Annotated in this window: 25 protein-coding genes and 1 pseudogene; 9 read left to right on the top strand and 17 right to left on the bottom strand. The window is 71.4% G+C overall.

Translation table 11 applies throughout. The annotated features are described in order from the left end of the window. Positions 1 to 54: 54 nt before the first annotated feature. Entirely contained in the window at positions 55 to 1230 is a 1176-nt protein-coding gene (locus ACGFH8_RS08930; protein WP_393365404.1) for a hypothetical protein, read from the bottom strand. 166 nt (positions 1231 to 1396) lie between these two features. Here ACGFH8_RS08930 and ACGFH8_RS08925 point away from each other — a divergent pair, with 166 nt between their 5' ends. After that, positions 1397 to 1924, top strand: a complete 528-nt coding sequence (locus ACGFH8_RS08925; RefSeq protein WP_393365402.1) for an SRPBCC family protein — start codon at positions 1397 to 1399, stop codon at positions 1922 to 1924. A gap of 97 nt (positions 1925 to 2021) precedes the next feature. Here ACGFH8_RS08925 and ACGFH8_RS08920 read toward each other — a convergent pair whose 3' ends face one another. Beyond that, a complete protein-coding gene (locus ACGFH8_RS08920) occupies positions 2022 to 2729 on the bottom strand; it encodes a DUF2786 domain-containing protein (protein WP_393365400.1) in 708 nt (235 codons plus the stop codon). 282 nt (positions 2730 to 3011) lie between these two features. After that, positions 3012 to 3401, bottom strand: coding sequence for a hypothetical protein (locus ACGFH8_RS08915; protein WP_387189626.1), 390 nt, complete (start codon positions 3399 to 3401; stop codon positions 3012 to 3014). 156 nt (positions 3402 to 3557) lie between these two features. Here ACGFH8_RS08915 and ACGFH8_RS08910 point away from each other — a divergent pair, with 156 nt between their 5' ends. Beyond that, the gene (locus ACGFH8_RS08910; protein ID WP_393365398.1) at positions 3558 to 4901 is read left to right on the top strand and encodes an ABC transporter substrate-binding protein; all 1344 of its coding nucleotides are present in this window, start codon (positions 3558 to 3560) and stop codon (positions 4899 to 4901) included. A 63-nt stretch (positions 4902 to 4964) separates the two neighbouring features. Here the strand turns inward: ACGFH8_RS08910 and ACGFH8_RS08905 are convergent, their stop codons facing one another. Next, a complete protein-coding gene (locus ACGFH8_RS08905; protein WP_393365396.1) occupies positions 4965 to 5708 on the bottom strand; it encodes an enoyl-CoA hydratase/isomerase family protein in 744 nt (247 codons plus the stop codon). Positions 5709 to 5760: 52 nt separating this feature from the next. Beyond that, positions 5761 to 6618, bottom strand: coding sequence for a 3-hydroxyacyl-CoA dehydrogenase family protein (locus tag ACGFH8_RS08900; RefSeq protein WP_393365394.1), 858 nt, complete (start codon positions 6616 to 6618; stop codon positions 5761 to 5763). Positions 6619 to 6794: 176 nt separating this feature from the next. Here ACGFH8_RS08900 and ACGFH8_RS08895 point away from each other — a divergent pair, with 176 nt between their 5' ends. Further along, entirely contained in the window at positions 6795 to 7082 is a 288-nt protein-coding gene (locus tag ACGFH8_RS08895; protein ID WP_393365392.1) for a hypothetical protein, read from the top strand. Positions 7083 to 7125: 43 nt separating this feature from the next. Here ACGFH8_RS08895 and ACGFH8_RS08890 read toward each other — a convergent pair whose 3' ends face one another. Further along, positions 7126 to 7905, bottom strand: a complete 780-nt coding sequence (locus ACGFH8_RS08890) for a class I SAM-dependent methyltransferase (RefSeq protein ID WP_393365390.1) — start codon at positions 7903 to 7905, stop codon at positions 7126 to 7128. Between the two features lie 55 nt (positions 7906 to 7960). Between ACGFH8_RS08890 and ACGFH8_RS08885 the strand changes: the two genes are divergently transcribed. Continuing rightward, on the top strand, positions 7961 to 8350 hold the full coding sequence (locus ACGFH8_RS08885) for a PPOX class F420-dependent oxidoreductase (RefSeq protein WP_393365388.1): 390 nt from the start codon (positions 7961 to 7963) through the stop codon (positions 8348 to 8350). Positions 8351 to 8455: 105 nt separating this feature from the next. Here the strand turns inward: ACGFH8_RS08885 and ACGFH8_RS08880 are convergent, their stop codons facing one another. Together ACGFH8_RS08880 and ACGFH8_RS08875 are read right to left on the bottom strand one after the other, a co-directional pair. Beyond that, the gene (locus ACGFH8_RS08880) at positions 8456 to 8665 is read right to left on the bottom strand and encodes a BldC family transcriptional regulator (RefSeq protein WP_007073996.1); all 210 of its coding nucleotides are present in this window, start codon (positions 8663 to 8665) and stop codon (positions 8456 to 8458) included. Between the two features lie 250 nt (positions 8666 to 8915). Then, on the bottom strand, positions 8916 to 9755 hold the full coding sequence (locus tag ACGFH8_RS08875; protein WP_393365386.1) for a hypothetical protein: 840 nt from the start codon (positions 9753 to 9755) through the stop codon (positions 8916 to 8918). Between the two features lie 192 nt (positions 9756 to 9947). Here ACGFH8_RS08875 and ACGFH8_RS08870 point away from each other — a divergent pair, with 192 nt between their 5' ends. Together ACGFH8_RS08870 and ACGFH8_RS08865 are read left to right on the top strand one after the other, a co-directional pair. Next, positions 9948 to 11030, top strand: a complete 1083-nt coding sequence (locus ACGFH8_RS08870) for a Glu/Leu/Phe/Val dehydrogenase (protein WP_393365385.1) — start codon at positions 9948 to 9950, stop codon at positions 11028 to 11030. Positions 11031 to 11330: 300 nt separating this feature from the next. Continuing rightward, positions 11331 to 11546, top strand: coding sequence for a DUF3073 domain-containing protein (locus ACGFH8_RS08865; protein ID WP_393365383.1), 216 nt, complete (start codon positions 11331 to 11333; stop codon positions 11544 to 11546). 137 nt (positions 11547 to 11683) lie between these two features. Here ACGFH8_RS08865 and amcA read toward each other — a convergent pair whose 3' ends face one another. The 5 genes from amcA to ACGFH8_RS08840 form a co-directional block, all read right to left on the bottom strand. Then, positions 11684 to 11911 carry a multiple cyclophane-containing RiPP AmcA gene (gene amcA / locus ACGFH8_RS08860; protein ID WP_393365381.1) on the bottom strand — a complete coding sequence of 76 codons (228 nt, stop codon included), beginning with the start codon at positions 11909 to 11911 and terminating at the stop codon, positions 11684 to 11686. Further along, positions 11880 to 12983 (bottom strand): cyclophane-forming radical SAM peptide maturase AmcB, encoded by a 1104-nt coding sequence (gene amcB / locus ACGFH8_RS08855; RefSeq protein WP_393367031.1) that lies wholly within the window; start codon positions 12981 to 12983, stop codon positions 11880 to 11882. The genes amcA and amcB overlap by 32 nt, the downstream gene beginning before the upstream one ends. Positions 12984 to 13109: 126 nt before the next feature. Continuing rightward, the gene (gene purM / locus ACGFH8_RS08850; RefSeq protein WP_393365379.1) at positions 13110 to 14264 is read right to left on the bottom strand and encodes a phosphoribosylformylglycinamidine cyclo-ligase; all 1155 of its coding nucleotides are present in this window, start codon (positions 14262 to 14264) and stop codon (positions 13110 to 13112) included. A gap of 59 nt (positions 14265 to 14323) precedes the next feature. After that, positions 14324 to 15862 (bottom strand): amidophosphoribosyltransferase, encoded by a 1539-nt coding sequence (purF, locus tag ACGFH8_RS08845; RefSeq protein ID WP_393365377.1) that lies wholly within the window; start codon positions 15860 to 15862, stop codon positions 14324 to 14326. A 166-nt stretch (positions 15863 to 16028) separates the two neighbouring features. Beyond that, the gene (locus ACGFH8_RS08840) at positions 16029 to 16382 is read right to left on the bottom strand and encodes a sterol carrier family protein (RefSeq protein ID WP_393365375.1); all 354 of its coding nucleotides are present in this window, start codon (positions 16380 to 16382) and stop codon (positions 16029 to 16031) included. 161 nt (positions 16383 to 16543) lie between these two features. Between ACGFH8_RS08840 and ACGFH8_RS08835 the strand changes: the two genes are divergently transcribed. Further along, positions 16544 to 18649: a hypothetical protein gene (locus ACGFH8_RS08835; RefSeq protein WP_393365373.1), complete on the top strand. Its 2106-nt coding sequence runs from the start codon at positions 16544 to 16546 to the stop codon at positions 18647 to 18649. Between the two features lie 195 nt (positions 18650 to 18844). On the opposite strand, the gene ACGFH8_RS08830 is transcribed toward ACGFH8_RS08835, so the two are convergent. The 4 genes from ACGFH8_RS08830 to purS all read right to left on the bottom strand — a co-directional run bounded on the left by ACGFH8_RS08830 (position 18845) and on the right by purS (position 23273). Continuing rightward, positions 18845 to 19636, bottom strand: a complete 792-nt coding sequence (locus ACGFH8_RS08830; protein ID WP_393365371.1) for a 2-phosphosulfolactate phosphatase — start codon at positions 19634 to 19636, stop codon at positions 18845 to 18847. Continuing rightward, complete coding sequence (purL, locus tag ACGFH8_RS08825) at positions 19605 to 22262, bottom strand: phosphoribosylformylglycinamidine synthase subunit PurL (RefSeq protein WP_393365369.1); 2658 nt, start codon at positions 22260 to 22262, stop codon at positions 19605 to 19607. The genes ACGFH8_RS08830 and purL overlap by 32 nt, the downstream gene beginning before the upstream one ends. Before the next feature lie 67 nt (positions 22263 to 22329). Further along, a complete protein-coding gene (gene purQ / locus ACGFH8_RS08820; RefSeq protein WP_393365368.1) occupies positions 22330 to 23013 on the bottom strand; it encodes a phosphoribosylformylglycinamidine synthase subunit PurQ in 684 nt (227 codons plus the stop codon). Further along, positions 23010 to 23273 carry a phosphoribosylformylglycinamidine synthase subunit PurS gene (purS, locus tag ACGFH8_RS08815; RefSeq protein ID WP_184180400.1) on the bottom strand — a complete coding sequence of 88 codons (264 nt, stop codon included), beginning with the start codon at positions 23271 to 23273 and terminating at the stop codon, positions 23010 to 23012. The genes purQ and purS overlap by 4 nt, the downstream gene beginning before the upstream one ends. Before the next feature lie 367 nt (positions 23274 to 23640). Between purS and ACGFH8_RS08810 the strand changes: the two are divergent. After that, positions 23641 to 23865: pseudogene (locus tag ACGFH8_RS08810) on the top strand (trypsin-like serine protease); the annotation flags it as partial. 24 nt (positions 23866 to 23889) lie between these two features. Beyond that, positions 23890 to 24453, top strand: a complete 564-nt coding sequence (locus ACGFH8_RS08805; protein WP_393365366.1) for a YbjQ family protein — start codon at positions 23890 to 23892, stop codon at positions 24451 to 24453. The last annotated feature ends 39 nt before the right edge of the window (positions 24454 to 24492 follow it).

Genomic DNA, 24492 nt, shown 5'->3' with positions numbered 1-24492 from the left:
ATTGCCAAACCCGAGTCGATCACGAGTTGGCGTCGGGTCCGGCTGCCCGGCCGTTCAGTCGTCGCGCCCCTGCTGGCGATGCTGGGCCATGCCGCTCTGGATCGCCTCCCACACGCTGCGCCCGGCCTGTCGCAGCGTCTCCCCCGCCTGCTCGGCGAGCTGAGCCGCGCTCTGCGCCGCGGCCTGCGCCCCACCCAGGGGGCCACTACCGCCGTCACCAGCACCGGACGGGCTTGGCCCGGTGGCGGACGGGCTCGGCCCGGTGGCGGACGGCTGACCGGGTCGGTTGCGGGCTTGCCCGGACGACGACCGCGCCGGGCCCTCGGCGCCCCGATCCGACCCCGACGACGACTCCGCCCAGCCCTCGGTGCCCCGGCCCGACCCCGACGACCGCTGCCCATCGCCCGACCCCGACGGCCGCTGCCCATCGCCCGGACCTGCCGGTCGCTGCCCATCCGGGTGGTGCCGCTCCCCGTGTCGCCGGCCTGTCGGGTGGTGGCCCTGCGTACCGTCGGACTCCCGTCGTGGCTTGTCGCCTGGCCCACTGCCACCGGCTCGGAACCCGGGTCCCCCGGCGCTGGGTCCCGGGCCACCAGCGTGCGGCTCAGGGCCTCCCGCAGGTGGCCCCGAACCCGGCCGACCCGCTCCCGGCCGACCAATACCCAGCCGACCGGCACCGCCTTGGTCGCCACCCGACCGATCGCCACCCGACCGATCGCCGCCGGATCGATCGCCACCCGACCGATCAGCTTCCGCTCGGACCGGGCCGACGACGGTGCCGGCGGAGCCCACCTGCTGGTCCGACCCGCCGGGTCCGCCGCCGGAGCGGCGCGCCGACGCCTCGACCGCCCCGGCCCCCTGGGCCGACTGCTCCGCGCCGCGGTTCACGTCGTCGAGGGTGGTGACAGCCGTCCGCGCGAGCGCCTCGATGATCTGGGGGTTGTGGTCGAGGGTGTCGAGCGCTCGCCCGAGGATCCTGGTCAACTGCTCCAACCGCACGCGTAGCTGCGCCTCGGCGTGCACCCCGTTGATGTCCAGCTCGCCACCGCTCAGGTGCACCCGTACGCCGGCGTCGACCTGGATCAGGTTGGCCACCCGGGCCCGCAGCGACAGGTCGGCGTCCAGGCCGTCGACCGCCAGCCGGATCGAGTCGACGGAGACCTTCGGAATGTCGAGCAGGACGTCCGGGTCCACCCGGCCCGGCTCCCGCTGCTGCGCGCTCTCGCTCATGCTCTCCCGCCCGCCTGCACACCGGCCCGGTCGTCCGTGCCGTTCGGCGCGGTTACCCGCTTTCCGGCCGGGCATCCCGTCCGTGGCGGATCGACAACGGCCTGTCCGGAAAGCGGGCAGGGCACGAAGCTGCACACGCGGGCATCAGACGGTATGGTCCGGTCCTATGGGACAGGAAGAGACTGATCCGGCCGACATCCGGCAGGACGTCGACCGGTTCTCCTTACGGTGCAGCCTCCACGTCCCGGTCTCCGCCGAGCGCGCGTTCGCGGTCTTCACCGACGAGCTGACCGACTGGTGGGTCACCGAATACACCTGGTCCGGCCCGGATGCCCTCGCCGAGTTGGGCATGGAGTCGCGGGCTGGCGGGATGCTCTACGAGATCGGCCCGTACGGCTTCCGCGCCGACTGGGGTCGGGTGCTCACCTGGGACCCGCCGCGCCGGTTGGTCTTCGTCTGGCAGATCGGCCCCGACCGGGCGCCGGTGCCGGATCCGGCGCGCGCGAGCGAGGTCGAGGTGCTGTTCCAGGCCGAGGGGCCGGAGCGCACCCGGGTCGAGCTGGAGCATCGACACTTCGACAGGCACGGCGAGGCAGCCGAGGGATATCGCGAGGCCCTCACCGCCGGCTGGCACGAGTTGCTCACCCGCTACGTCGCGACGGTGTCACGCCACCAGCCCACCACCCCCGCCTGACCGTCGCCCCAAGGGTCGTCAGAGCCCGAGCCCTCGACCACCGAGCCACCGGCGGTCAGCAGCGGCCTGGGCACCGGCCCTGAGGGTCACGCGGCCGTCAGTGGCCGAGTTGCCGTGCCGGTCTGGTGGTGCCGCCGAGGTCCCGACCACCCAGGTCCGCGTGGCGGCCGGCCTCCGCACCCGACCCGAAGCCGGTGCCGCCCAACCTGCGTGGCGGTGCGGTGCGCAGCCGTGGGTACTGCTCGGCGAGCCGCCGCTGCACCCGGTCGGACCGGTCCGCCAACACCAGCGCCACCGACGGGGCCCCCGACTCGCTGGCCGCGGCCGTCTCCGCCGCCCAGAGCCGGCCTCCGATCACCTCCGCGAAACCGGCGAGCCACGACCGGCGGAAGGCGGCGGGATGGTCGTCGGCCGGTACCGCGGTGGCGGCCAGGCCGTGCGCCGCCTGCACGAGCAGTGAGGTGAAGAGCAGGTCCACCCGTTCCAGATCGCTGGCGAAGCCGAACAGGTGCAGCGCGAAGCCGTTGTCCTGCCGGCGGCGGACGCAGCGGCAGCGCAGTGGTTCGGCGACCGCGGCGAGCAGGCCGACCTTGTCGCGGGCGTACGGGGCGACGACGTCCAGGACCCGATCGCCGACCGGGTCGGTGGTCGGATCACGGACGGCGAGCAGCGCCCGGTCCACGCCGTAGCGGGCGATCAACTCGGTCGCCTTGGCGGTGAACGCCTCCGCCTCGGCGGGCGTGCAGGCCGGGTCCTCGGCCTGGGCGAGCAGCTTACGCACCTTGCTCAGCATGGCCTCGGACATGACTACAGAGCTATCACACGGGTCGGACACCACCCGGGCCGCGCCGCAATCGATCGATCGCTATCATCGTCACGATCGATGATCAGTCCTCTACGACAGTCAATCTCCCGCCCAACTCGGGCTGGACCACGGTGGCGACGAACGTCCGGGACGGCGTGAACTTCCAGGTCCGCTTCGAGAACCTGCGGTACGAGTACGAGCCGCTGATCGCGTACCACGCGTTCTGAGTCACGCCGCGCGGGCGCGGCGTCCGTCCCGCCGGACGTCGCGACCCGACGGGTGTCACTCGGCGCGGCTGCGCAGGGTGGCGATCGTCGAGCCGGCGAGGGTGAGCAGGCAGTCCGGGAGCAGCCCGTCGGCCGCCGCTGCGCCGAACAGCGCCTCTCCGGTCGGTTCGTCCCGATTGGCGTACGCGCTGACGAAGCGGGCCACCCAGCGGGTGTCGTAGTCGGCCTGATCGATGCCCGGGAAGTCGAGCGCTGCCCCGCTGGCGGCTGGCGCGTCGCCGACCATCGTCGCGGCCAGGCACCAGGCCACCCCGTACGCGCCGCTGAGGCCAGCTCGGTCGACGACCGCGTCGAATGCTCCCACCACCGCGTCCCCATCTCCGGTCAGCGCCGAGCGGAGCACGGCGGTCGCGTCGTCGAACGTCTGCTGTGGTAGGTCGGTCACGCAGCGCACAGTAGGACGGGCGGTCAAGCGACCCCGGCGCTCGTCACTGTCCGTGTTCAATGCGAGCTACCTGCGCTTTACGCCACCTCCACGGTCCCGCCGATGGCCTCGGCACGCTAATGTGCGCAGCGGACCTTCGCCGGAGGAAGGACGACCATGTTCGTATCACGCCGCTCGCGGGTAGCCTCACTGGCTGCCTGCGCGACGATCCTGCTCGCCACAAGCGCTTGCGGGGATGACAAGGCCAAGGAGTCAAGCGCCCAACAGGTGCGCCTCTATGGCACGGACGGCAACATGCTCAACTCCTACCCCGCGGAGTTGAAGGATCGCGCAAGTCTCGTCGACGGGATGAAGGGCACCACGCCACTCGTACCGCTGCCCGACGATTTCAAGAGCCGACTGAAGGCCGTCAATCCGGCGCTGACGGACTACGTGTACTCCGCCGAGACGTACGACGCGGTGGTTGTCGCCGTGCTCGCCGCCCAACTGGCCGGCAGCACCGACCCGGCGGCGATCGCGAAGCAGATCGTCGCCGTGACCAATGACGGTCAGCGCTGCGAGGACCCAGCTAGTTGCCTGGCGCTGGCCCGCAACGGGCAGGACGTCGAGTACCGCGGCGTCTCGCTGACCCGAGCGGGCTTCACCGACAAGGGTGAGCCGGCCACCGCGAGTTACGCCACGCTGACCTTCGACGGGCAGCAGATCAACGACGGCAAGACCGAGTTCGTCGGCGCGGGCATCGAGTCGGCGGCGAGCACCAAGACGCCGCCGAAGCCGAAGAAGCAGCGGCCGACCGTGGACCCGGACCAGCCGCCGCTGATCCTGGGCGGCCTGTTGCCGAAGACCGGTGACCTGTCGATCGCCTACCCGCCGATGGCGGCCGGCGCCGCGCTGGCGATCCGGGAGATCAACGCCGCCGGTGGCGCGCTGGGCAAGCCGGTGACGTGGGTGGAGGGCGACGACGGCACCAACCCGGCGGTGGCCAAGGCGACGGTGGCCAGGCACGTGGCCGGGGGCGTCAGCGTGATCATCGGCGCGGGCGGTTCGGGCATCTCCCGGGCTGTGCTGCCGGACGTGGTGCAGGCCGGGAAGATCCTCTTCTCCCCGTCCAACACCGACAGCAGCCTGACCGACGTGGACGACGGGGGCCTCTACTTCCGCACCGCGCCGCCGGACAGCCTCCAGGGCCGGGCGCTTGCCGATGTCATCCTCCGCGACGGATCGCAGAAGATCGTCATCGTCGCCCGCAAGGACTCCTACGGTGAGGGCCTGCAGGGCACCGTCCGTGACGAGTTGGAGAAGGCCGGCATCACGAGCGACCGCCTCAAGCTGCTCAACTACGAGCCGCCCGCCGACGCCAAGGCTCCCCCGGTGGACTTCACCGCTGGCGCCAAGGAGATCAAGGACTTCGGCGCGGACGCCGTACTGATCATCGGCTTCGTCGAGTCGGCCTCGGTGATCCGTTCGCTGGCCGACAGCGGAGTGCAGATCCGGCAGTAACACCACAGGCGAGAAACGGCCGCACCGGCGCGAGCGTCGGTGCGGCCGTTTCGTTTCCGGGAGTCAGCGCGGCCGGCGGCGCTCCAGGAACTCGGTCATCCGCCGGTGCTTCTCCTCGTCCTCGAAGAGCACCGCCTGGCTGACCAGGTCGAGATGTGGGTGCGCGGCGGCCGGCGCGTCCACTGCCAGCTTGGTCAGCCGCAGCGCCAGCGGGGAGCCCAGGGCGATCTCGTCGAGCACCGCGTGCGCCACCGTGAGCAGCTCGTCGGGCTCGTCCACCACCCGGTTCACCAGACCGATGCGCAGCGCCTCTGCGGCGTCCACGCGGCGGCCGGTGAAGAGCAGTTCCTTGGCCCGGCCCTCACCGATCAACGCGGGCAGCCGGTGCGTCGCGCCCGCGCCGGCCAGGATCCCCAACCGCACCTCCGGCTGACCGAAGACCGCCCGCGCCGTGCACACCCGCAGATCACAGGAGTACGCCAGTTCCGCGCCACCGCCCAGCGCCGGGCCGTCGACGGCGGCCACCGTGGGCATCGGCAACGCCCGGATCCGCGCGAAGGCGGCGGAATTGATCGCGGCCAGGGCGTCCGTGCGGCCCCGCTCCCGGAGCTGGGCGATGTCGGCGCCACCGGCGAAGATGCCGGCCGTGCCACCGGTGAGCAGCAGCAGCCGGGGGCGCGCCTCCAACTCGGCGCAGACCTGGTGCAGCTCGGCGATCAGGTCGGCGTCGATGGCGTTGCGCTTCTCCGGCCGGTCCAGGGTCACCACCAGCCGGTCCGGCCGCTCCTCGATCCGCAGCCCGCTCACTGCGCCCGCCTTCCGTTCGCGACTGCGGGGCTCGCGAGCTCACTCCTCGCGCTCACTGCTTGACCCCGTCGTTCCACACGTAGAAGCCGTGCCCCGACTTCTTACCCAGCCGCCCCTCGTCCACCATCCGCACGAGCAGCGGCGGCGGCGCGAAGCGGTCCCCGTAGGCGGCCTGGAGGGTACGGGCGATGTCCAGCCGCACGTCGAGGCCGACCAGGTCGGTGAGTTCCAGCGGGCCGATCGGGTGTCGGTAGCCGAGCACCATCGCCTTGTCGATGTCGGCGGGGCTGGCCACCCCGTCGGCGACCATCCGGATCGCCTCCAGCCCGAGGGTGACCCCGAGTCGGGAGGTGGCGAAGCCGGGCAGGTCGCGTACGACGACGGGGTCCTTGCCCAGCCGGCCGGCGAGCGCGACGGCCGCGGCGGTGGTCTCCTCGGCGGTGGCCGGGCCGACCACGACCTCCAGGAGGGCCATCGCCCAGACCGGGTTGAAGAAGTGCAGGCCGAGGAAACGCTCGGGCGCGTCCAGCCCGGCCGCCAGCTCGCCGATGGCGATGCTCGAGGTGTTGCTGGCCAGCAGCGCCGGGCGCAGCGCCGCGGCGTCGCGCAGCACCGCCCGCTTCAGGTCGAGCCGCTCCGGCACCGCCTCCACGATCACCTCGGGGGCCGGGGCGACCTCGGCGAGCGTCGGGCGCAACGTGACCCGCTGCCGGTGCGCGGCGGCCTCGTCGGCGCTGAGCTTCCCGCGTTGCACGGCTCGTTCCCACAGCTCGGCGAGCCGGTTCAGCGCGGCCCTGCCCCGCTCCGGGTCCACCTCGACGAGTTCGACCGTGTGCCCGGCCCCGGCCGCCACGTACGCGATGCCGAGCCCCATGGTGCCGGCGCCGACGACCACGAAACGTTCGCTCATCACGCCTCCCTGTCCCGCCGGCCGGCGCGCGGGGTCCCCGCCACACCGAGCCGGCTGTTTCGCCCGCTCCGCTCCCTCATGCTGCGACCCTAGACAGCCGGAAGATCCGGCCCATGCTTGGGGGAGCGCGGGATCGGGTAATGACGGCCCGACAATCGAGGGAAGGACCAGTCGACATGAGCCAGGCACCGGAGAGCGCCACCGACTCCGCGATCGTGGAGACCCGGGGCGACGAGCGGGTCGAGCTGCTGCGCGCGGACACCAACAACGACGGCAAGACCGATGTGTGGGTGGTGGACACCGACGGCGACGGCAAGGCCGACCTGTTCCAGTTCGACACCGACGGTGACGGCAAGGTGGACATCACCATGGTCGACATCGACGAGGACGGCCAGCCGGACGAGGTGGTCGACGGCGACGGCGGCCTCCCGCCCGAGCAGCTCCCCCCGACCGTCCAGGTCTGAGCGGTACGACGGCCCCTGCGCTCGCTGGCGCAGGGGCCGTCGCTCACTCGGCGAGGCGCAGGGTGGCCAGGTAGTAGGGAGCGTCCCGGTCGTCCACATCGGTGAGCTGCCAGCCGGTGCCGTGCACGAGCGCGGCGAACTCGTCGGCCGAGCACACCAGGTAGTCGAACCATTCGGTGCTCAGCTCGCGGTAGCGCAGCCGGAGCCGGAGCTGACCCCCGAGCCGGCCCCGACGGCGGTTGCGCTCGTGGTAGCTGGTGTGCAGCGGGTCGCGGGTGCCGTACGGGTCGGTGCCGTGCGCGATGATCTGCGCTCCCGGTCGGGCCAGCGCGGCGAGCGCGGCCAGGAACCCGGGGGCACGTTGCGGGCCCTCGAACAGCCCGAGGTTGTTGCCGAGCAGCAGAAACGTGTCGTACCGCCGACCGTCGGCGACGTGGGTGTCGACGGTGCCGTGCACCAGCCGCCGGACGCCACGACGCCGGCTGACCGCGAGCGCGCCCGCGGAGGTGTCCAGCCCGGTGACCGGTACGCCGCGCTCCTGCAACAGCAGCGCGATCCGGCCGGCGCCGGTGCCGATGTCCAGTGTCTCGCCGCGCGCCCGGTCCACGGCCCGGTGGTCGTACGGCTGCCACTCCTGCGGCCCGTCCAGGTAGTGCGCGGCCGGAGCGCCATTGATCAGACCGTCGTCCCGCTCGATGATCTCGATGACCGGCCGGGGTAGTCGGCCGCCGACGAGCGGTCGAGGGCCCACCCCGGTGGCCACGGCAAGCGTGTCCCGCAGCAGTTCGCCGATCACGTCACCGATTTGAGGCTCACCCGTCACGACGTTCACGCTATCCGGCCACTGGGTGGCCCGCAGCGGTCGTATCCTGGCGGGCGTGACCGTGTTGGACCGGCTGTCCGCCGAGAAGTATCTGCTGCTCACGACCTTCCGCAAGGACGGTCGAGCGGTGCCGACCCCGGTCTGGGCGGTCCGTGACGGTGAGGCGTTGGCGGTCTGGACCCGAGCCGACTCGGGCAAGGTCAAACGGATCCGCAACAACGGCGAGGTGACCCTGGCGCCGTGCGACGTGCGGGGCCGGCCGCATGGCGCGGAGGTGCCGGCGCACGCGACGATCTGCGGCAGCGGAGACACCGGTCGCATTCGCGACCTGCTCAAGCACAAATACCGGGTGATCGGCCGGTTGAGCCTGCTCGGCAGCCGGCTGCGCCGCGGCGAGGGCGGCACTGTCGGCATCCGGGTGACGCCGGTCGAGAGCCGGCGCTGACGCTGGCCGAGGGCCGGCGCTGAGGTCGGTCGGACCTCGCCCCCGGTCATGGAAAGGGGCGGCGGATCGAGATCCACCGCCCCTGACCGGAAAAACTTATGCCGCTCAGTCGCCCTGCCGCTGCTGCGGGATCTGACCCTGCAACAGCGCCCTGACCTCCGACTCGCGGTATCGACGGTGACCACCCAGGGTGCGGATGGCGCTGAGCTTGCCCGCCTTGGCCCACCGGGTCACCGTCTTCGGGTCGACACGGAACATCGACGCCACCTCGGCCGGCGTGAGTAGCGGCTCTGGTTCGTGCGTTCGCGATGCCATCGGTCACTCCTCCACATGTATAGACATCGGCCGGGGTCCCGCCGGCCGACGCGTCTCCCATGGTCCGGCTAGTCCCCGATGTCCGACATGGGCCGAACGGATGAAGGTCCCTAGACGGACGGATGAACCATGCCCGATTTTTACGACTTTTACACGGCAGAATCTACCTTATTCGGACTCATGATCACGGTTCGTGATGCGTCAACTACGAGCACACCTCACCTTGGGAGCGCTCCTATGACCATTTGTCCTAGTTGCACCGCTCCAGCAGCTGCACAGCACGCCACCGGGCCACCAACGTGTCGTACGCGGCGGACGCCTCCTCGGCCTCACCCCGCGAGAGCCCCGCCAGGCCGGCGGCGACCAGCTCGGGCGAGTCGTCCGCCGCGAGAGTCTCGTCGGAGAGCAGGTCGACAAGGCCCCCGTAGTCCAGTTCGACAACCGACCGAGGATGGAACTCCTCCAGCCAGCGAGCCGCCTCCTCCACCGCCTCGGTGATCGGCGCCTCGCCCACCGACTTGCGCAGCACGGACAGCGCCCGGGACGACCGTCGGCGGGCCTTGGAGATCTCCGTGCGGTAGCGCAACCACCGCCGGCCCGGCTGGGTCACCAGGTCCCGCTCGGCCGGCTCGAAGAGCACGAACCAGCGCAGCGGCACGCCCCACGTGGCGATCTGCTCGTGCACCCGGGGCACCCCGTGCTCCAACACCCGGGCCCCGCTGCGCCAGTCGTCGATCACCGCCCTCGCCTGCCCGGCGAGCACCGGCGGCACGAAGGCGTCGGCCAGCACCGAGGGCACCCCGTCCCGGGCGCTGAGCGCCGCCTCAGCGACCCGGATCCGCAGGTTCCACGGGCAGACCAGCAGGCTGTCGTCCGTCTCCAGGACGTACGCCTCCTCCGGCAGGTCCGGCAGCCGGGTCCAGCCGGCACCCAGCGCCTCGATCACCGCCGTCCGCTGCCGGCCGGGACCCTCGACCGGGGCCACCGCCCGCCCCTCCGAGACATAACGGCGCCAGTAGCTCTGCCGGTCTCGGTCGAAGGCGGTCAACGGTTCGTACACGCGCAGGTAAGAAGCGAAGAGCGACGGCACGGCGCGATCCTCCCACGAACCGCACCCGTGCGCGGTCAGCGGCCGGACCACGCGCGCCGCAACGTGGGACGGCGGCGGCGCGTCGAGCACTCGTACGGCGGCCGATACTAGGCTCGATCACACCGGCAGCATCCCGCCGGCGTCCAGCAGGTCCGCGTCCCACAAGGGCGCACACCACTCCAGGAGCCAACAATGGGTGTATTCGCGAGCACCGACGACCCGATATCGACAGGTCACGAACAGGTCGTGTTCTGCCAGGACAAGCAGAGCGGCCTGAAGGCGATCATCGGGATCTACTCCACCGCGCTGGGGCCGGCGCTCGGCGGCACCCGCTTCTACCCGTACGACAGCGAGGAGGACGCCCTCGCCGACGTGCTCGACCTGTCGCGCGGGATGGCGTACAAGAACGCGCTCGCCGGGCTGGACCTGGGCGGTGGCAAGGCCGTCATCTGGGGTGACCCGGAGCAGATCAAGAGCGAGGCGCTGCTGCGCGCGTACGGTCGCTTCGTGGAATCGCTCGGCGGTCGCTACTACACCGCCTGCGACGTGGGCACGTACGTGGCGGACATGGACGTCGTGGCCCGGGAGACCCGCTACGTGACCGGGCGCAGCGTGGAGCACGGCGGAGCCGGCGACTCGTCGATCCTCACCGCCTGGGGCGTCTTCCAGGGCATGCGGGCGGCCGCCGAGCACGTCTGGGGCACGCCGAGCCTGCGGGGCCGACGGGTCGGGGTGGCCGGGCTGGGCAAGGTCGGCAAGTACCTCACCGGGCACCTGCTCGACGACGGCGCCGAGGTGGTCGCCACCGACGTCAACCCGAAGGCGCTGGCGTGGGTGCGCACCAACCACCCGCAGGTCACCCTCCTGGACGACGTCAGCGCGCTGGCCGCCGCGGACATCGACGTGTACGCCCCCTGCGCGCTGGGTGGCGCCCTGAACGACGAGACCGTGCCGGCGCTGCGCGCCAAGGTGGTGGCCGGCGCGGCGAACAACCAGCTCGCCCACCCGGGCATCGAGAAGCTGCTCGCCGACCGGGGCATCCTCTACACGCCCGACTACGTCGTCAACGCGGGCGGCGTCATCCAGGTGGCCGACGAGATCGAGGGCTTCAACTTCGACCGGGCGAAGCTGCGGGCGACCCGGATCTACGACACCACGCGCGAGATCCTGCGCCTGGCTGACGCCGAGGGCGTGCCGCCGGCGGTGGCCGCCGACCGGCTGGCGGAGCGACGGATGGCCGACATCGGCCGGCTGCGCGGGATCCACCTGCGCTGAGCGTTCCCGGAGGCGGGTCGACGGGATCCGCCTCCGGGCCTCCGTGGCCGGCTCGGCTGGGTAAGCTGAAGTCGGGTCAACTTTGATGCGGTTTGTCCGGTGTCACGGGTGCTAACCGTTCCGCTCCTTACCCGGTACACTGGGTGACGGCCGGATCGACGCGACGCGCAGAGCCGGCTGACGGTAACCCGAGGTGCCGAACGATGGCATCCCCATGTACCGTAAGAGCCACGAGAGATGCCTGACGTCATCGGGGCCCGCCTTCGGGCTGCCCCGCATTCTGTGCGAGGGGGTCGAGCCATGGGGCGCGGCCGTGCTAAGGCCAAGCAGACGAAGGTGGCGCGGGAGTTGAAGTACCACTCCCCGAACACCGACCTCACCGCCTTGCAGCGCGAACTGGCGGGTGCTGGTAAGTCTGAGCACCACTTCGACGACGACTCGAAAGAGTCCGTCGACGACGATGATGAGGATCACGCGGAGGACGACCCGGATCCCTGGGTCCGTCCGACCCGCTGACCTCTCGACGCAACTGAGCACGCGGTAAGTCCGCGTGCTCACGCACGTTCCGTGCAGGTGTAGTAGCCGACGATCAGGGGCCTGACCCCGACCGGAGTCAATCCGGTCGCTCGACAGGCCCCCGGTCGTGGCTCGACTCAGCGTGGGCGATTGTTCCAGTTGTAGAACGTCGGGATGTTCTCGAAGTGGTTCCAGGCGCAGACCGCGCTGGCGCCGTCGCTTCCCGAAACCTCGGAGCGCAGCCTCCGCGCGTCTTCGGCCTCCTGCAGCAGCGCGACGAGCGCGGGACCCGCCTCCCGCACCCGTTCGGTGACGCCGTCGTCCGCTTCGCGCTCAGGGCGCCGGTGACCTGTGGTCTCGGGCATGCTCCAACACTCCCTCCAATAGGCGGATCTTGCTGTTGCGGCAGTGCTCGGTCTCGGTACCGTCAAAACGCCCCAGCTCGAAGTAACGGTTGGCGGCATGGCCGCCACCGCAGAAGCCGAAGTATGGGCAGGAGACCCGGCACGCCTCCACCCCGGCCAGAAACTCCCCGACCCACGGCGTCGCCGCCGCGCCGGCGAGAATCTCCGCCAGCGGGGCCTGCAGCACGTTGCCGCTGCTGAAGTCGCCGTAGCGAGGGTCGCTGAAGCCGGCCAGCTCCGGGGACAGCACGATCACCGAGCCGTCGTGGCCGATCGTCGGGATGGGGTCGAGTTGGCGGGGCAGCACCCCGTCCGCCGAGTTGTCGAGCACGGCCGCGGCGTAGCGCAGCGACCACTCGATCTCGCGCAGGTGGATCCGGGGCTCCCGACGCCAGGCCGCGACCAACTCGGCCCAGAAGCCGGTCACCGCCGCCGGGTCGTGGCTGTTGTCGCGGGTGTTGACCCCCTCGGTCTCCTCGATGTTGACGCCCAACACGTCGCACCCCAGGTCGAGGAAGTAGTCGTACAGCTCGGTGGCGAGCCCCGGCTCCGGCCGGGACACCACGGCCAGCGCGGAGAACGGCAGGCCGTGCCGACGCAACGCGGCGACACCCCGCAGGATCCGGTCGTACGCCGGCTGGCCGCCCCGGTTGACCCGGTCACCGTTGCGCGCCCGGGGCCCGTCGACGCTCACGCTCACCCGCATCTCGTGCCGGGTGAAGAAGTCACACCACTCGTCGTCGATCAGGGTGGCGTTCGTCTGCACGTGATGCTCGACCTCGGGCCCGAACGGGGCCATCAGGTCGGCCAGGTGCTCCCGGCCGGCCGCCAGCGGCTCCCCGCCGTGCCAGACGACCGAGAACCGGCCCGCGGCCGCCCAGGGGTTGACCGCCGCCGCGACCGCCGCGGCCACCGCCACCGGCATCCGCTGGTCGGTGGCCCGAAACGGCAGGTAGCAGTATGTGCAGTCGAGGTTGCAGAGGGTGGTCGGCTGCATGACGACGTACGACGGGACGGCCGCCAGACCGCGCATCCCGCTGAACGTCTGTCCCCGAGCAGCCATCGCCCTCCTCCGCCTAGCCTGAGCCCTTCAGGCTAGGCGGCATTGGCCACTCGGGTGAAGCCCTGATCAGGTGCCCGTACGATCACCAGCGCGTGATCAACCGCGGGTGTGCTGACCGACCATCTGCACGTTGCCGGTGCCCTCGATGATCTCGCCGGCCTGCCACGCCTCGACTCCACGGCCGGTCAGGGTGGCCAGCGCGCGGTCAGCGTCCTCGGCCGAGACGATCGCGAACATGCCGACGCCCATGTTGAAGGTCGACTCCATGTCCTGGTCGTCGATGCGACCCTTCGACTGGATCAGGTCGAAGATCGGCTGCGGCTTCCAGGTGGACCGGTTGACCACGGCGTCGACGTGCTCCGGCAGCACCCGGACCAGGTTGCCGGGGATGCCACCGCCGGTGATGTGGGACAGCGCCCGCACCTCCGCCTCGGCGATCAGCTTGAGGCAGTCCTTGGCGTAGATCTTGGTCGGGGTGAGCAACTCCTCGCCCAGGGTCCGCTGCCGGCCGAAGTCGTCGATCACGATGTCCAGTCGCATCCGGGCGGCGCCGAGCAGCACGTGCCGGACCAGCGAGTAGCCGTTGGAGTGCAGGCCGGACGAGCGCATGGCGATCACCACGTCGCCCACCTCGACCCGCTCCGGGCTGAGGATGTCGGCTTCCTCGACCACGCCGACGCCGGTCGCGGAGATGTCGTACTCGTCGGGGCGCAGGACGCCGGGGTGCTCGGCGGTCTCCCCGCCCAGCAGCGCGCAGCCGGCGTAGCGGCAGCCGTCGGCGATGCCCGCGCCGATCTCGGCGACCTTGTCCGGCACGACCTCGCCGGTGGCGATGTAGTCGAGCAGGAAGAGCGGCTCGGCACCGCAGGCCACCAGGTCGTCCACGACCATGGCGACCAGGTCGATGCCGACCGTGTCGTGAATGTCCATCTGCTGAGCGATCACCAGCTTGGTGCCCACGCCGTCGGTGGAGGACGCCAGGATCGGGCTCTTGTACTTCTTCGTGTCCAGGCGGAACAGGCCGGCGAACCCACCGAGGTCACCCATCACCTCGGGGCGGCGGGTCTGACGCACCTTCGACTTGAGCAGCTCCACCGCGCGGTCGCCCGCGTCGATGGAGACTCCGGCGTCGGCGTACGAAACCGAACGCTTGCGGGCCTGCCGGCTGGTGCCGGCAGTCCAGGGCTGTCGGTCGCCGCCGGCGCCGGTCGGGCTGCTTCCTGCGCCGTTGCGCTCGGACACGTGCGTCACGGTTCTCCCCTTTGGTTCTCGGTGCCGCGCCGACGGTGGCCGGGCCGCGCCGGTTGGTGCTACGGGCGGTTTGCGGTAACGCCACCCGGAGTGGCGACGGACGTGCCGTTTGTGTGCGGGGCTTCCGGCGTCGAGTTCGCGACCCGTCGACCCACCCCTTCGAGCACGTGCTTGCCGATCAGGTTGCCGGCCGGCAACTCGATCGGGTACTCCCCATCGAAACATGCCCGACACAGCCGGGTCTTCGGCTGCTCGGTTGCGGCGATCAGGCCAGGAAGGGAAACGTAACCCAGCGTGTCGGCGCCGATGGAGCGCCGGATGCCGTCGTTGTCCAACCCGTTGGCCAGCAGCTCCGCCCGGGTGGCGAAGTCGATGCCGTAGAAGCACGGCCAACTCACGGGCGGGGAGGAGATCCGGACGTGCACCTCAAGCGCCCCCGCCTCACGCAGCATCCGGACGATGGCGCGCTGGGTGTTGCCCCGGACGATCGAGTCGTCCACGACCACCAACCGCTTGCCCCGGACGTTCTCCCGCAGCGGGTTGAGCTTGAGGCGGATGCCGAGCTGACGCAGGGTCTGCGACGGCTGGATGAACGTGCGACCCACGTACGGGTTCTTCATGAGGCCGGCACCGTAGGTGATGCCGGACGCCTCCGCGTAGCCGATCGCGGCCGGGGTGCCGGACTCCGGCACCGGGATCACCAGGTCGGCCTCGACCGGGTGTTCCTTGGCCAACTGTCGACCGATCTGCACGCGCGCCGCGTGGACGTTGCGCCCGGCGATCGTGGCGTCCGGGCGGGCGATGTAGACGTACTCGAAGAGGCAGCCCTTCGGCTCGGGCGCGGCGAACCGGGTCGAGCGCAGCCCGTTCTCGTCGATCGCGATCAGCTCGCCCGGCTCGACCTCACGGACCACGCTCGCGCCGACGATGTCCAGTGCGGCCGTCTCGCTGGCCACCACCCACCCGCGCTCCAGGCGGCCGAGCACCAGCGGGCGGACGCCGTGCGGATCGCGGGCCGCGTAGAGGGTCGACTCGTCCATGAAGACGAAACTGAACGCGCCGCGCAGCTGCGGCAGCACCTCCAGTGCGGCCGCCTCGACCGACAGATCCGGTCGGCCGGCGAGCAGCATCGTCACCAGCGAGGTGTCGTTCGTCGAACCGTCCGCGACGAGGCCGCGCTCGGCGACCTCCTTCTCCAGCTCGGCGGTGTTGACCAGGTTGCCGTTGTGGGCCAACGCGATGGTCGTGCCGGAGGTGGTGGACCGGATCGTCGGCTGGGCGTTCTCCCAGTTGGACGCGCCGGTCGTGGAGTAACGGGCGTGCCCGATGGCCAGGTGGCCGCGCAGGCTCGCCAGGGTGGGCTCGTCGAAGACCTGGGCCACCAGGCCGAGGTCCTTGTAGACCACCACACCCGAGCCATCGCTCACCGCGATGCCCGCCGCCTCCTGGCCGCGGTGCTGCAGGGCGTAGAGGCCGAAGTAGGTCAGGTTCGCGACCTCTTCGCCGGGCGCCCAGACGCCGAAGACACCACAGGCGTCTTGGGGGCCAGGTCGTTGGGGGTCAAGGTCGTGGCTCAGCCGGCCGTCGCCTCGGGGCACCTACCGCTCCCTCATGCTGGTCTGGACCGGCTGGGCGGGATCACGGGTGGATCCACACTCGTCTGCCGGGACCACTCTCATCGCCTGACAGTGTACGCGAATCGCCATCGACACAGATAGTCACGTCTTCCATGCTGAGCGTCACGGGGAGTGGGACATCGGACGATCAGAGGGGCAGATAGGCCGAGAGGTCCGCCCGGACACCACTCATCTGGACGCGACCCTCGGCGACCGCCTCCGCCCACCCGATCCGCCCGGTGGCCAGCTCCAACCAGGTGTCGGCGGCCATCTCGACCACGTTTGACGGGTTTCCCCTGGTGTGTCGAGGTCCGGGTACGCACTGGATCGCCCCGTATGGTGGTACGCGCACCTCCACCGATCGGCCGGGGGCGCGCTCCGCGAGGATGGCCAACAGCGACCGGACCGCCTCTCGGAACACCGGCCGTTCGGGTGTACGCCCCTCGTCGAGCGCCGACAACGCGGCCGCAACGGCAGCGGACTTAATGTGCGGAGAGGACACGAAGGGACGATACGACCCACCGGCCGAGCACCTGACGTTGGCCCTGGGTCGCGCCGATCCAGTCGGACAAGGCATAGTTGCCGACGGCGTATTCGAACCGTGATGATCCCCGGCCCGGCGCCCCGCCGGTCAGAGGGAAGTCAGCCCGGAAGGCGGTGGACGTGTCAACACACCGACGTGCCTGGAACCAGCGGGCCGGTGTGGTCGTAGCGCTGGTTGCCGGCGCTCTGCTCGCCGTCCCCGCCACACCAGCAATGGCCGCCAAGATCAGCACAGCCGACAACTCGGTCACGATCGACGCGGGCAAGAGCAGCACCGTCAACGTGGTCGTCCGACCGGACCAGGACGAGAAGTCCGCGGACATCGACGTCACCGACCTGCCCGACGGCGTCACCTGCGGGGGTTGCGGACCGATCAACTTCGGCGACTCGACCGAGCCGAAGTCGGTGACGTTGACCCTGACGGCAGGGGCCAGCGCGCCCGCGGCCAACGGAAGCTCGGCGAAGATCACGGTCTCGGGAGACGGTAACTCCCGCACGCTCCGGGTCACCGTCAAGGCAGCCGCCGCGCCACCACCGCCGCAGACGCAGACCGTGCAGTCGGTCTCCGGCAAGGTGGTCAGCCAGGCCGACAGCAAGGCGGTGCCGAACGCGGTGGTCATCCTGCTGGACAGCACCGGCAAGCGCTTCGACACCACGAGCGACGGCAGCGGCAACTTCCGTATCACCGGCAGCTCGGGCAACCCGATCACACCGGGTCGGCTCGACCTGGGTGCCACGTTCGACAACGTGCAGGCCCGCAAGACCCTGAACGCCGCTGCCGGGCAGGCCATCACCGGACAACGGATCAGCCTCGCGCTCAAGGTCGAGGTGTCGCCAAGCGTCACGCCGTCCACCACCGCCGAGGCCACTCCCAGCGAGGACCCGGCCGATGAGGGCGCGGCCGACCAGCCCACCGACGGCGCCAGCGCGGGCCCTCCGGCGAACGCCTCGAAGACCGACGAAGGCGGCAACGGCGCGGGCTCGTACCTGATCATCCTTCTCGGTGGTCTGCTGGTGGCCGCCGGCGTGGGCACGATCGTCCTGCTCTGGATGAAGCGCAAGGAGAACGGCGGCGACGACGACGCCCCGGCCGCGGCCGGTGGCGGCGCTGTGGTGCCGCCGTCGCGGGGCGGTTTCCGGGGCCCCGACGACCAGACCCGGATGGCCGGTGGCCGGCCCGTCGGCGGGGCGGACCCGACGATGGTCGGCGGTGCCGCGCTGAGCGAGGCGCCGACGATGATGCACCGCCCGGTGGTCGACGACGTCCCACCGGACCCGTACGGCGCGCCGGCACAGGCCTACGGCGGCGCGGGGCAGCAGGGTTGGGGCGGCGCCGGCTACGGCGACGAGCCCGCACCTGGCGGCTACGGGGCGGGCGGTTACGGCAACGCTCCCGCGTCCGGTGGCGGCTACGGCAACGCCCCCGCGTCGGGTGGCGGCTACGGCAACGCCCCCGCCTCCGGTGGCGGCTACGGCACCCCGGCAGGCGCCGAGGGCGGCTACGGCGCCGGTGACGGCTACGGTGCGGCGCCCGGTTCCGGTGCTGGTTACGGCGGCGCTCCCGCCCCGGCTGGCGGCTACGGCAACGCGCCCGCGTCCGGTGGCGGTTACGGCAACGCGCCGGCCTCCGGCGGTGGCTACGGCAGCCGCGACTACCCCGCCCAGGGTGGGGGGACCGCCGCCTACCCGCCGGCTCCCGCTGGTGGAGCCGCCTACGGCGAGCGGTACGACGAGCCGACCGGCCGGTACACCGGCGACAGCACCCAGTACCCGGCACCGGCCGACCCGTACGCCACAGGCGTCTACCAGCCGGAGCAGGGCCAGGGGTACGGCCAGCCCGACCAGGCCCCGTACGGCGGCCGGGCCGCCGAGCCGACCTCCGGGTACGGCGGCCAGCAGGCCGGTGGCTACGAGCAGGGCTACGGCCAACCGGCCGGCGGATACGAGCAGGGCGGCGCCTACGGCCAGGAGCCTGCACCGCAGCAGCGCGGCGGCTACGACGACCGGGGCTACGAGCAGGGCGGCGCCTACGGCCAACCGGCCGGCGGATACGAGCAGGGCGGCGCCTACGGCCAGGAGCCTGCACCGCAGCAGCGCGGCGGCTACGACGACCGGGGCTACGAGCAGGGCGGCGCCTACGGCCAACCGGCCGCCGGTCGCCCCCGCCCGGAGACCCCGCCGCCGACCGACCGGGGCGGCCGACGTCTCGACTGGCTGGACGACTGACCGACCACAGCGCACGGAAACGGCCACCCGGATCTCCGGGTGGCCGTTTCGCATTCAGGATCCACTCGTGGTCAATGAAGTCGCGGTGTCCCGCATGCCTGGACACCCCGACTTCGTGCAACCCGAGTCGATCACCAAAGGCACGGCCCAGCGCGCGGCCCGGCACGGCACGGCCCGGCGCGGGTTGAGCGTCGCTCAGGCGGCGGAGAAGACACCCTGGTTAAGCACCGGCACGACGTCCGACACGCCGACCTGGACGGCGATGTTCACGTCCTCGGCAAAGCCGCTCTCAGTCAGCTCCCGCCCGGAAACGCTCCCCCGCACCGCGGCGGGCACGTCCGGAGTGCTCGCCAGTGCGGCAAGTGCCATGGCGGCCTCCACGGACAGCCCGCCCGGAACGCCGGAGAGGGCGTCGAGCACCGAGGCGGCACCGAGTTGGTCCTCCACCGACGGGCGCAGCGACCCGTCCGGCCATCGTTCCCCCGAGGCGATCACGCCGATCGGAGCGCCCACCGTGCCGTACCCCTGGCGGCGTAGCCAACCCCCGACGGCCCGTGCGTTACGCAGGCACGCCGCGACCACCGGCAGGCCGGTGGCACTCGCGGCGGCGCTGATGGCGGAGCCGTTGGGCGAGGGTAGGACCAGATCCGCGACCACCGGTGCGGTGCTCAGTGCGGCGGGCGAGAGCGACCACGGATGGTCCGCGCTCACCCGCCGTCGGCCCACCGCGGCGACCGCGCCGACGCGCACGGCGTACTCGGCGGCCTGCTCACCCCACGGGAACGGGTGCACCCGCATGCCCCGGGCGACCGCCACCTCCACGGCGGTGGTGAACGACAACACGTCCACCACCACCAGCGCCGCGCAGACCCGGCCGAGCTCGGCCGCCCCGGTCAGCCCCCAGTCGAACCGGGCACCGGAACCGGGTTGGCCGTAGACAGCGGCCGCCAACGCCTCAGCGCTCGTCAGGCGACGGTTCGGTGACACCGGTGTCAGACTCGGACGACCGCCCGGGCTGTGCCGGACCGATCGGCTCGACAGCGCCGGTCTGCGGGGAAGGCCCCGAAGTGGCGATCGGCTCGGAGAGCACCTCAGCCGGGTCGATCCGCTCGGCCTGGGCGACCGGCAGGGGGACGGCCTCGACCGCGCCCGCCACGCCGGCGGCCGGCGCGGGCACCTCGACGGCCGCCGAACCCCCGAAGAGGCGCGGCAACGTCTCGGTGTGCGCCCTGCGCAGCTCGTCCAGGTCGATCCGGAACTGACCGTGCACCTCGAGTGCGCCACCGGACGGGTCGGTGACACCGATCAACTCGAACGGCACCCCCCGCTCGGCGCAGAGCGCCGCGAACGCCTTGTCGTGGCCGCGCGGCACCGACACCAACGCCCGCGTGGCGGACTCGCTGAACAGGTAGACGAACGGCATCGAACCCTCGGCGAACTGCTCCGGCACCGCGACCCGGGCACCGACGCCGCGCCGCAGGCAGGACTCGACCAGGCTCTGGGCGAGACCGCCGTCGGAGAGGTCGTGCGCGGAGGCCAGGTGACCCACCCGGGCCGCCTCGGCCAACAGGTCGGCCAGCGCCTTCTCCCGGAGCAGGTCGACCTGCGGCGGGATACCACCGAGGTGCTCGTGCGTCACCCAGGCCCACTCCGAGCCGGACAGCTCCACGTTCGTCTCGCCGAGCAGGTAGAGCTGGTCGTGGTCGCCACCGGCACGCGGGACGAAGCCCATCGGCACCCGGTCGGCGACGTTGTCCAGCACACCAAGCACACCGACCACGGGGGTCGGGTGGATGGCCGCCGCACCGGTCTGGTTGTAGAAGCTGACGTTGCCGCCGGTCACCGGAATGCCCAGCTCCAGGCAACCGTCCGCCAGGCCGCGCACGGCCTCGGCGAACTGCCACATCACGCCCGGGTCCTCCGGGGAGCCGAAGTTGAGGCAGTTGGTCACGGCGATCGGCTTCGCGCCGGTCACCGCCACGTTCCGGTACGCCTCGGCCAGGGCCAGCTTGGTGCCGTTGTACGGGTCCAGTCGGGCGTACCGGCCGTTGCCGTCCAACGACAGCGCCACACCGAGACCGGTCCGCTCGTCGATCCGGATCACGCCGCCGTCCTCCGGCTGGGCGAGCACCGTGTTGCCCAGCACATAGCGGTCGTACTGCTCGGTGACCCAGGTCTTGTCGGCCAGGTTCGGCGACGCGATCATGCGCAGCACGGTCTCCCGCAGCGCCTCCGGGTCGGCCGGGCGGGGCAGCGTCTCGGCCCGGTCGGCCTGGAGCAGGATCAGGTCGGCCGGCTCGCGCATCGGCCGGGCGTAGACCGGGCCGTCGTCGACGAGCGAACCCGGCGGCACGTCGACGACCAGGTGGTCCTGCCAGGTGATCGTCAGTCGACCGGGGCGGCCGTCCGGCTCCGGTGCGGTGACCTCGCCGATCGCGGTGGCGAGGACGCCCCACTTCTCGCAGGTCTTGAGCACCGCGTCGAGCTTCTCCGGCTCGACGACCAGCAGCATCCGCTCCTGGGACTCGCTGGCCAGGATCTCGTGCGGGTCCATCGACGGCTCGCGCAGCGGCACCCGCTCCAGCCAGACCCGCATGCCGGTGCCGGCAGCGGCGGCGGTCTCGGTGAGCGCGCAGGTCAGACCGGCGCCACCGAGGTCCTGGATGCCGACGACAAGTTGGCCGTCGTACAGCTCGAGGCACGCCTCGATCAGTAGCTTCTCGGTGAACGGGTCACCGACCTGCACGGCGGGCCGGCGGGCCTCGCTGCCCTCGTCGAAGGTGGCGCTGGCCAGCACCGAGACGCCGCCGATGCCGTCGCGGCCGGTCTTGGCGCCCATCAGGACGACAACGTTGCCCGGGCCGGCGGCGGCCTTGTTCTGCAGCCGGCTGACCGGCAGCACGCCCAGGCAGAGCGCGTTGAGCAGCGGATTGCCCTGGTAGGAGGGGTCGAAGACCAGCTCGCCGCCGATGTTGGGCAGGCCCAGGCAGTTGCCGTAGCCGCCGACGCCGGCGACCACGCCGGTGAGCACCCGGGCGGTGTCCGGGTGGTCCGCGGCACCGAAGCGCAGCGGGTCCATCACCGCGACCGGGCGGGCGCCCATGGCCAGGATGTCCCGGACGATGCCGCCGACACCTGTCGCGGCGCCCTGGTACGGCTCCACGAAGCTCGGGTGGTTGTGCGACTCGACCTTGAAGGTGACCGCCAGCTCGTCGGAGACCTGCACGACGCCGGCGTTCTCGCCGATGCCGGCGAGCATCCGGTCGCTGTGCGGGGCCTTCTCACCGAACTGACGCAGGTGCACCTTGCTCGACTTGTAGGAGCAGTGCTCGCTCCACATGATCGAGTACATCGCCAGCTCGGACTGCGTGGGCCGGCGGCCGAGGATCTGCCGGATCCGGTCGTACTCGTCGTCACGCAGGCCAAGCTCGGTGTACGGCTGGAGCTCGCCCGGGGTGCCACCGGCACGCGGCACGGTGTCGACGCCCTCGGTCCACACGGCGGTGGCCAGCGGGGCCGGAGCGGCCGGCTGCGCCGGGCTCGGCTCGGCCGGCTGCGCCGGGGCGGAGTACGCCTCGGGCGTGTCGCGTACCGGGTCCGGATGGGTGGTCATGACCTCTCCTCGCTGCGCTCGTGCCCGCCAGAGATGCGGTTGAGCAGACCGATGATCGTGTCGCCGGTCATGCCGGCGCCCCCACCAGGTGCTTGAGGACCGACGTGAAGAAGCCGAGGCCGTCCAACGAAGGACCGGTGAGCGCCTCCACCGCGTGCTCGGGGTGCGGCATGATGCCGACCACGTTGCCCGCGGCGTTGGTGATCGCGGCGATGTCCCGCTGCGACCCGTTGGGGTTGCCGCCGACGTACCGGGCGACCACCCGGCCCTCGGCTTCGAGCTGCTCCAGCGTCGCGGTGTCCGCGACGTAGCAGCCCTCGCCGTTCTTGACCGGGATGAGCACCTCCTGGCCGGGCTGGAACGCGTTTGTCCACGCGGTGCCGGCCGACTCGATGCGCAGGACCTGGTCCCGGTTGCGGAAGTGCAGGTGCTGGTTGCGGGTGAGCGCACCGGGCAGCAGGTGCGCCTCGCACAGGATCTGGAAGCCGTTGCAGATGCCGAGCACCGGCAGGCCGCCCTGGGCGGCGTCCACGATCGTCTCCATCACCGGGGCGAACCGGGCGATGGCGCCGCAGCGGAGGTAGTCACCGTAGGAGAAGCCGCCGGGCAGCACGACCGCGTCCACCCCGTGCAGGTCCGGGTCACCGTGCCAGAGCCGGACCGGCTCGGCGCCGGCGATCCGGACGGCCCGGGCCGCGTCCCCGTCGTCGAGCGAGCCAGGGAAGGTGACGACACCGACCCGGGCGGTCACGAGCGGGCGTCCGCGGTCTCGTCGGCCTCGACCAGGCGAATGGTGAAGTCCTCGATGACCGGGTTGGCGAGCAACTTGTCGGCGATCTCCCGAGCGCGATCCAGGTCCGGTTCACCTGTGAACTCGATCTCGATCCGCCTGCCGATCCGAACCGAGGCGACGTCACCGACGCCGAGCCGGGGCAGCGCGTTTGCGACGGCCTGGCCCTGCGGATCAAGGATCTCGGGCTTGAGCATGACGTCGACGACGACGCGAGGCACTGGGCACTCCTGACTGTGTACGCAGTTGGGTGCCGACCCACAACGGGCGAGCGCAGCCAGCGTACCTGGCAGATATCGCCACGGGCGCACCGGCCGGGTGCAGTTCAGGCAGTGATCGACATTACCGGCACCCAGGGTGGCCCGGGGAGCGCGACAGGCGGCCTCAGCAGGACATATACGGCGCTTCCGGTAGCCGAATCGTTACATTGATCAATCCCGATCACAATCTTGATAACGATGACCTCGGGCCCTATCGTACATCGATGCAAGTCGATTCAAGCGGTGACGGGAACCCCCGCTGCCGCCCTCCCGCACCCGGCGACCCCGGGTCCGCCCGCCCAAGGAGCCCACCCGATGCGCATCCGCCGCCACCGTGCGGGTGACAAGCAACAGCGTCACCGACGCGTACGGCGGGCAGGCCATCCGCAGCACCGAGATCAGCGGCAACCCCTGGCGGGGCGACTCGGGCGGTCCCCAGTTCTACAACGGCCAGCAGGTCGGCGTCGCCTCCACCGCCGACGGCTACCGCATCCAGAACTACGGCAGCGTTGCGTACAACCGGGCCTGGATCACCTCGGTGGCCGGTGTCTGACGGTTAACACCCCGGGCGGCGCGGATGGTCGGCCCCGGGTCGGCCGTCCGCGCCGCGCTGTTTTGCAGCATCCGATCAGGTGAACAATGCACCCGATCGGGTCAGGCCACTCCTGACAGCATCGGAACCGTGCTGGTCGTGACGACAGAGCAACTGCCCGGCTACGAGATCCGCCAGATCCTCGGTGAGGTCGTGTCCTCGATGGCCCGGACCCGCAACCCGTACCGCGAGGGGGTCAAGAACCTGCGCGGCGGCGCGTACGACCCGATGGCCCCGGACAACCTGACCCGCTGGCGTACCGACTCGGTGTCGCGGCTCGGCGAGGAGGCCCTGCGGCTCGGCGCGAACGCGGTGATCGGCATGCGCTTCGACAGCCGCGACTGCGGCGAGATGTGGATGGAGATCTGCGCGTACGGAACGGCGGTGGTCGCCGTACCCAAGATGCCCGAGGTCATGCCGGCCGACCAGCCGGCGGTCGCGGCGGAGACCGCGGAGGTCGCGGGCTTCACGGAATCGCCGGGCGGAATCGCCGAACCGGCGAGCGCCCCCAACCTCCGCACATCCGCCGAAACCGCAACCGGCGACTAACCCACCCACCCACCCCTGCCCACCCTGCCTCCCGTTGAT

Source organism: Micromonospora sp. NPDC049175, from assembly GCF_043197345.1.
GTDB lineage: Bacteria > Actinomycetota > Actinomycetes > Mycobacteriales > Micromonosporaceae > Micromonospora.
The sequence above is the reverse complement of the archived record's forward strand: the minus strand, read 5'-3'. Positions and strand labels throughout refer to the sequence as shown.

Excerpts from the sequence above, each read along its gene's own strand:
- ACGFH8_RS08930 (WP_393365404.1), bottom strand. The coding sequence starts at position 1,230 with ATGAGCGAGAGCGCGCAGCAGCGGGAGCCGGGCCGGGTGGACCCGGAC.
- ACGFH8_RS08925 (WP_393365402.1), top strand. The coding sequence starts at position 1,397 with ATGGGACAGGAAGAGACTGATCCGGCCGACATCCGGCAGGACGTCGAC.
- ACGFH8_RS08920 (WP_393365400.1), bottom strand. The coding sequence starts at position 2,729 with ATGTCCGAGGCCATGCTGAGCAAGGTGCGTAAGCTGCTCGCCCAGGCC.
- ACGFH8_RS08910 (WP_393365398.1), top strand. The coding sequence starts at position 3,558 with ATGTTCGTATCACGCCGCTCGCGGGTAGCCTCACTGGCTGCCTGCGCG.
- ACGFH8_RS08900 (WP_393365394.1), bottom strand. The coding sequence starts at position 6,618 with ATGAGCGAACGTTTCGTGGTCGTCGGCGCCGGCACCATGGGGCTCGGC.
- ACGFH8_RS08895 (WP_393365392.1), top strand. The coding sequence starts at position 6,795 with ATGAGCCAGGCACCGGAGAGCGCCACCGACTCCGCGATCGTGGAGACC.
- ACGFH8_RS08880 (WP_007073996.1), bottom strand. The coding sequence starts at position 8,665 with ATGGCATCGCGAACGCACGAACCAGAGCCGCTACTCACGCCGGCCGAG.
- ACGFH8_RS08870 (WP_393365385.1), top strand. The coding sequence starts at position 9,948 with ATGGGTGTATTCGCGAGCACCGACGACCCGATATCGACAGGTCACGAA.
- ACGFH8_RS08865 (WP_393365383.1), top strand. The coding sequence starts at position 11,331 with ATGGGGCGCGGCCGTGCTAAGGCCAAGCAGACGAAGGTGGCGCGGGAG.
- amcA (WP_393365381.1), bottom strand. The coding sequence starts at position 11,911 with ATGCCCGAGACCACAGGTCACCGGCGCCCTGAGCGCGAAGCGGACGAC.
- amcB (WP_393367031.1), bottom strand. The coding sequence starts at position 12,983 with ATGCGCGGTCTGGCGGCCGTCCCGTCGTACGTCGTCATGCAGCCGACC.
- purL (WP_393365369.1), bottom strand. The coding sequence starts at position 22,262 with ATGACCACCCATCCGGACCCGGTACGCGACACGCCCGAGGCGTACTCC.
- ACGFH8_RS08805 (WP_393365366.1), top strand. The coding sequence starts at position 23,890 with ATGGTCGGCCCCGGGTCGGCCGTCCGCGCCGCGCTGTTTTGCAGCATC.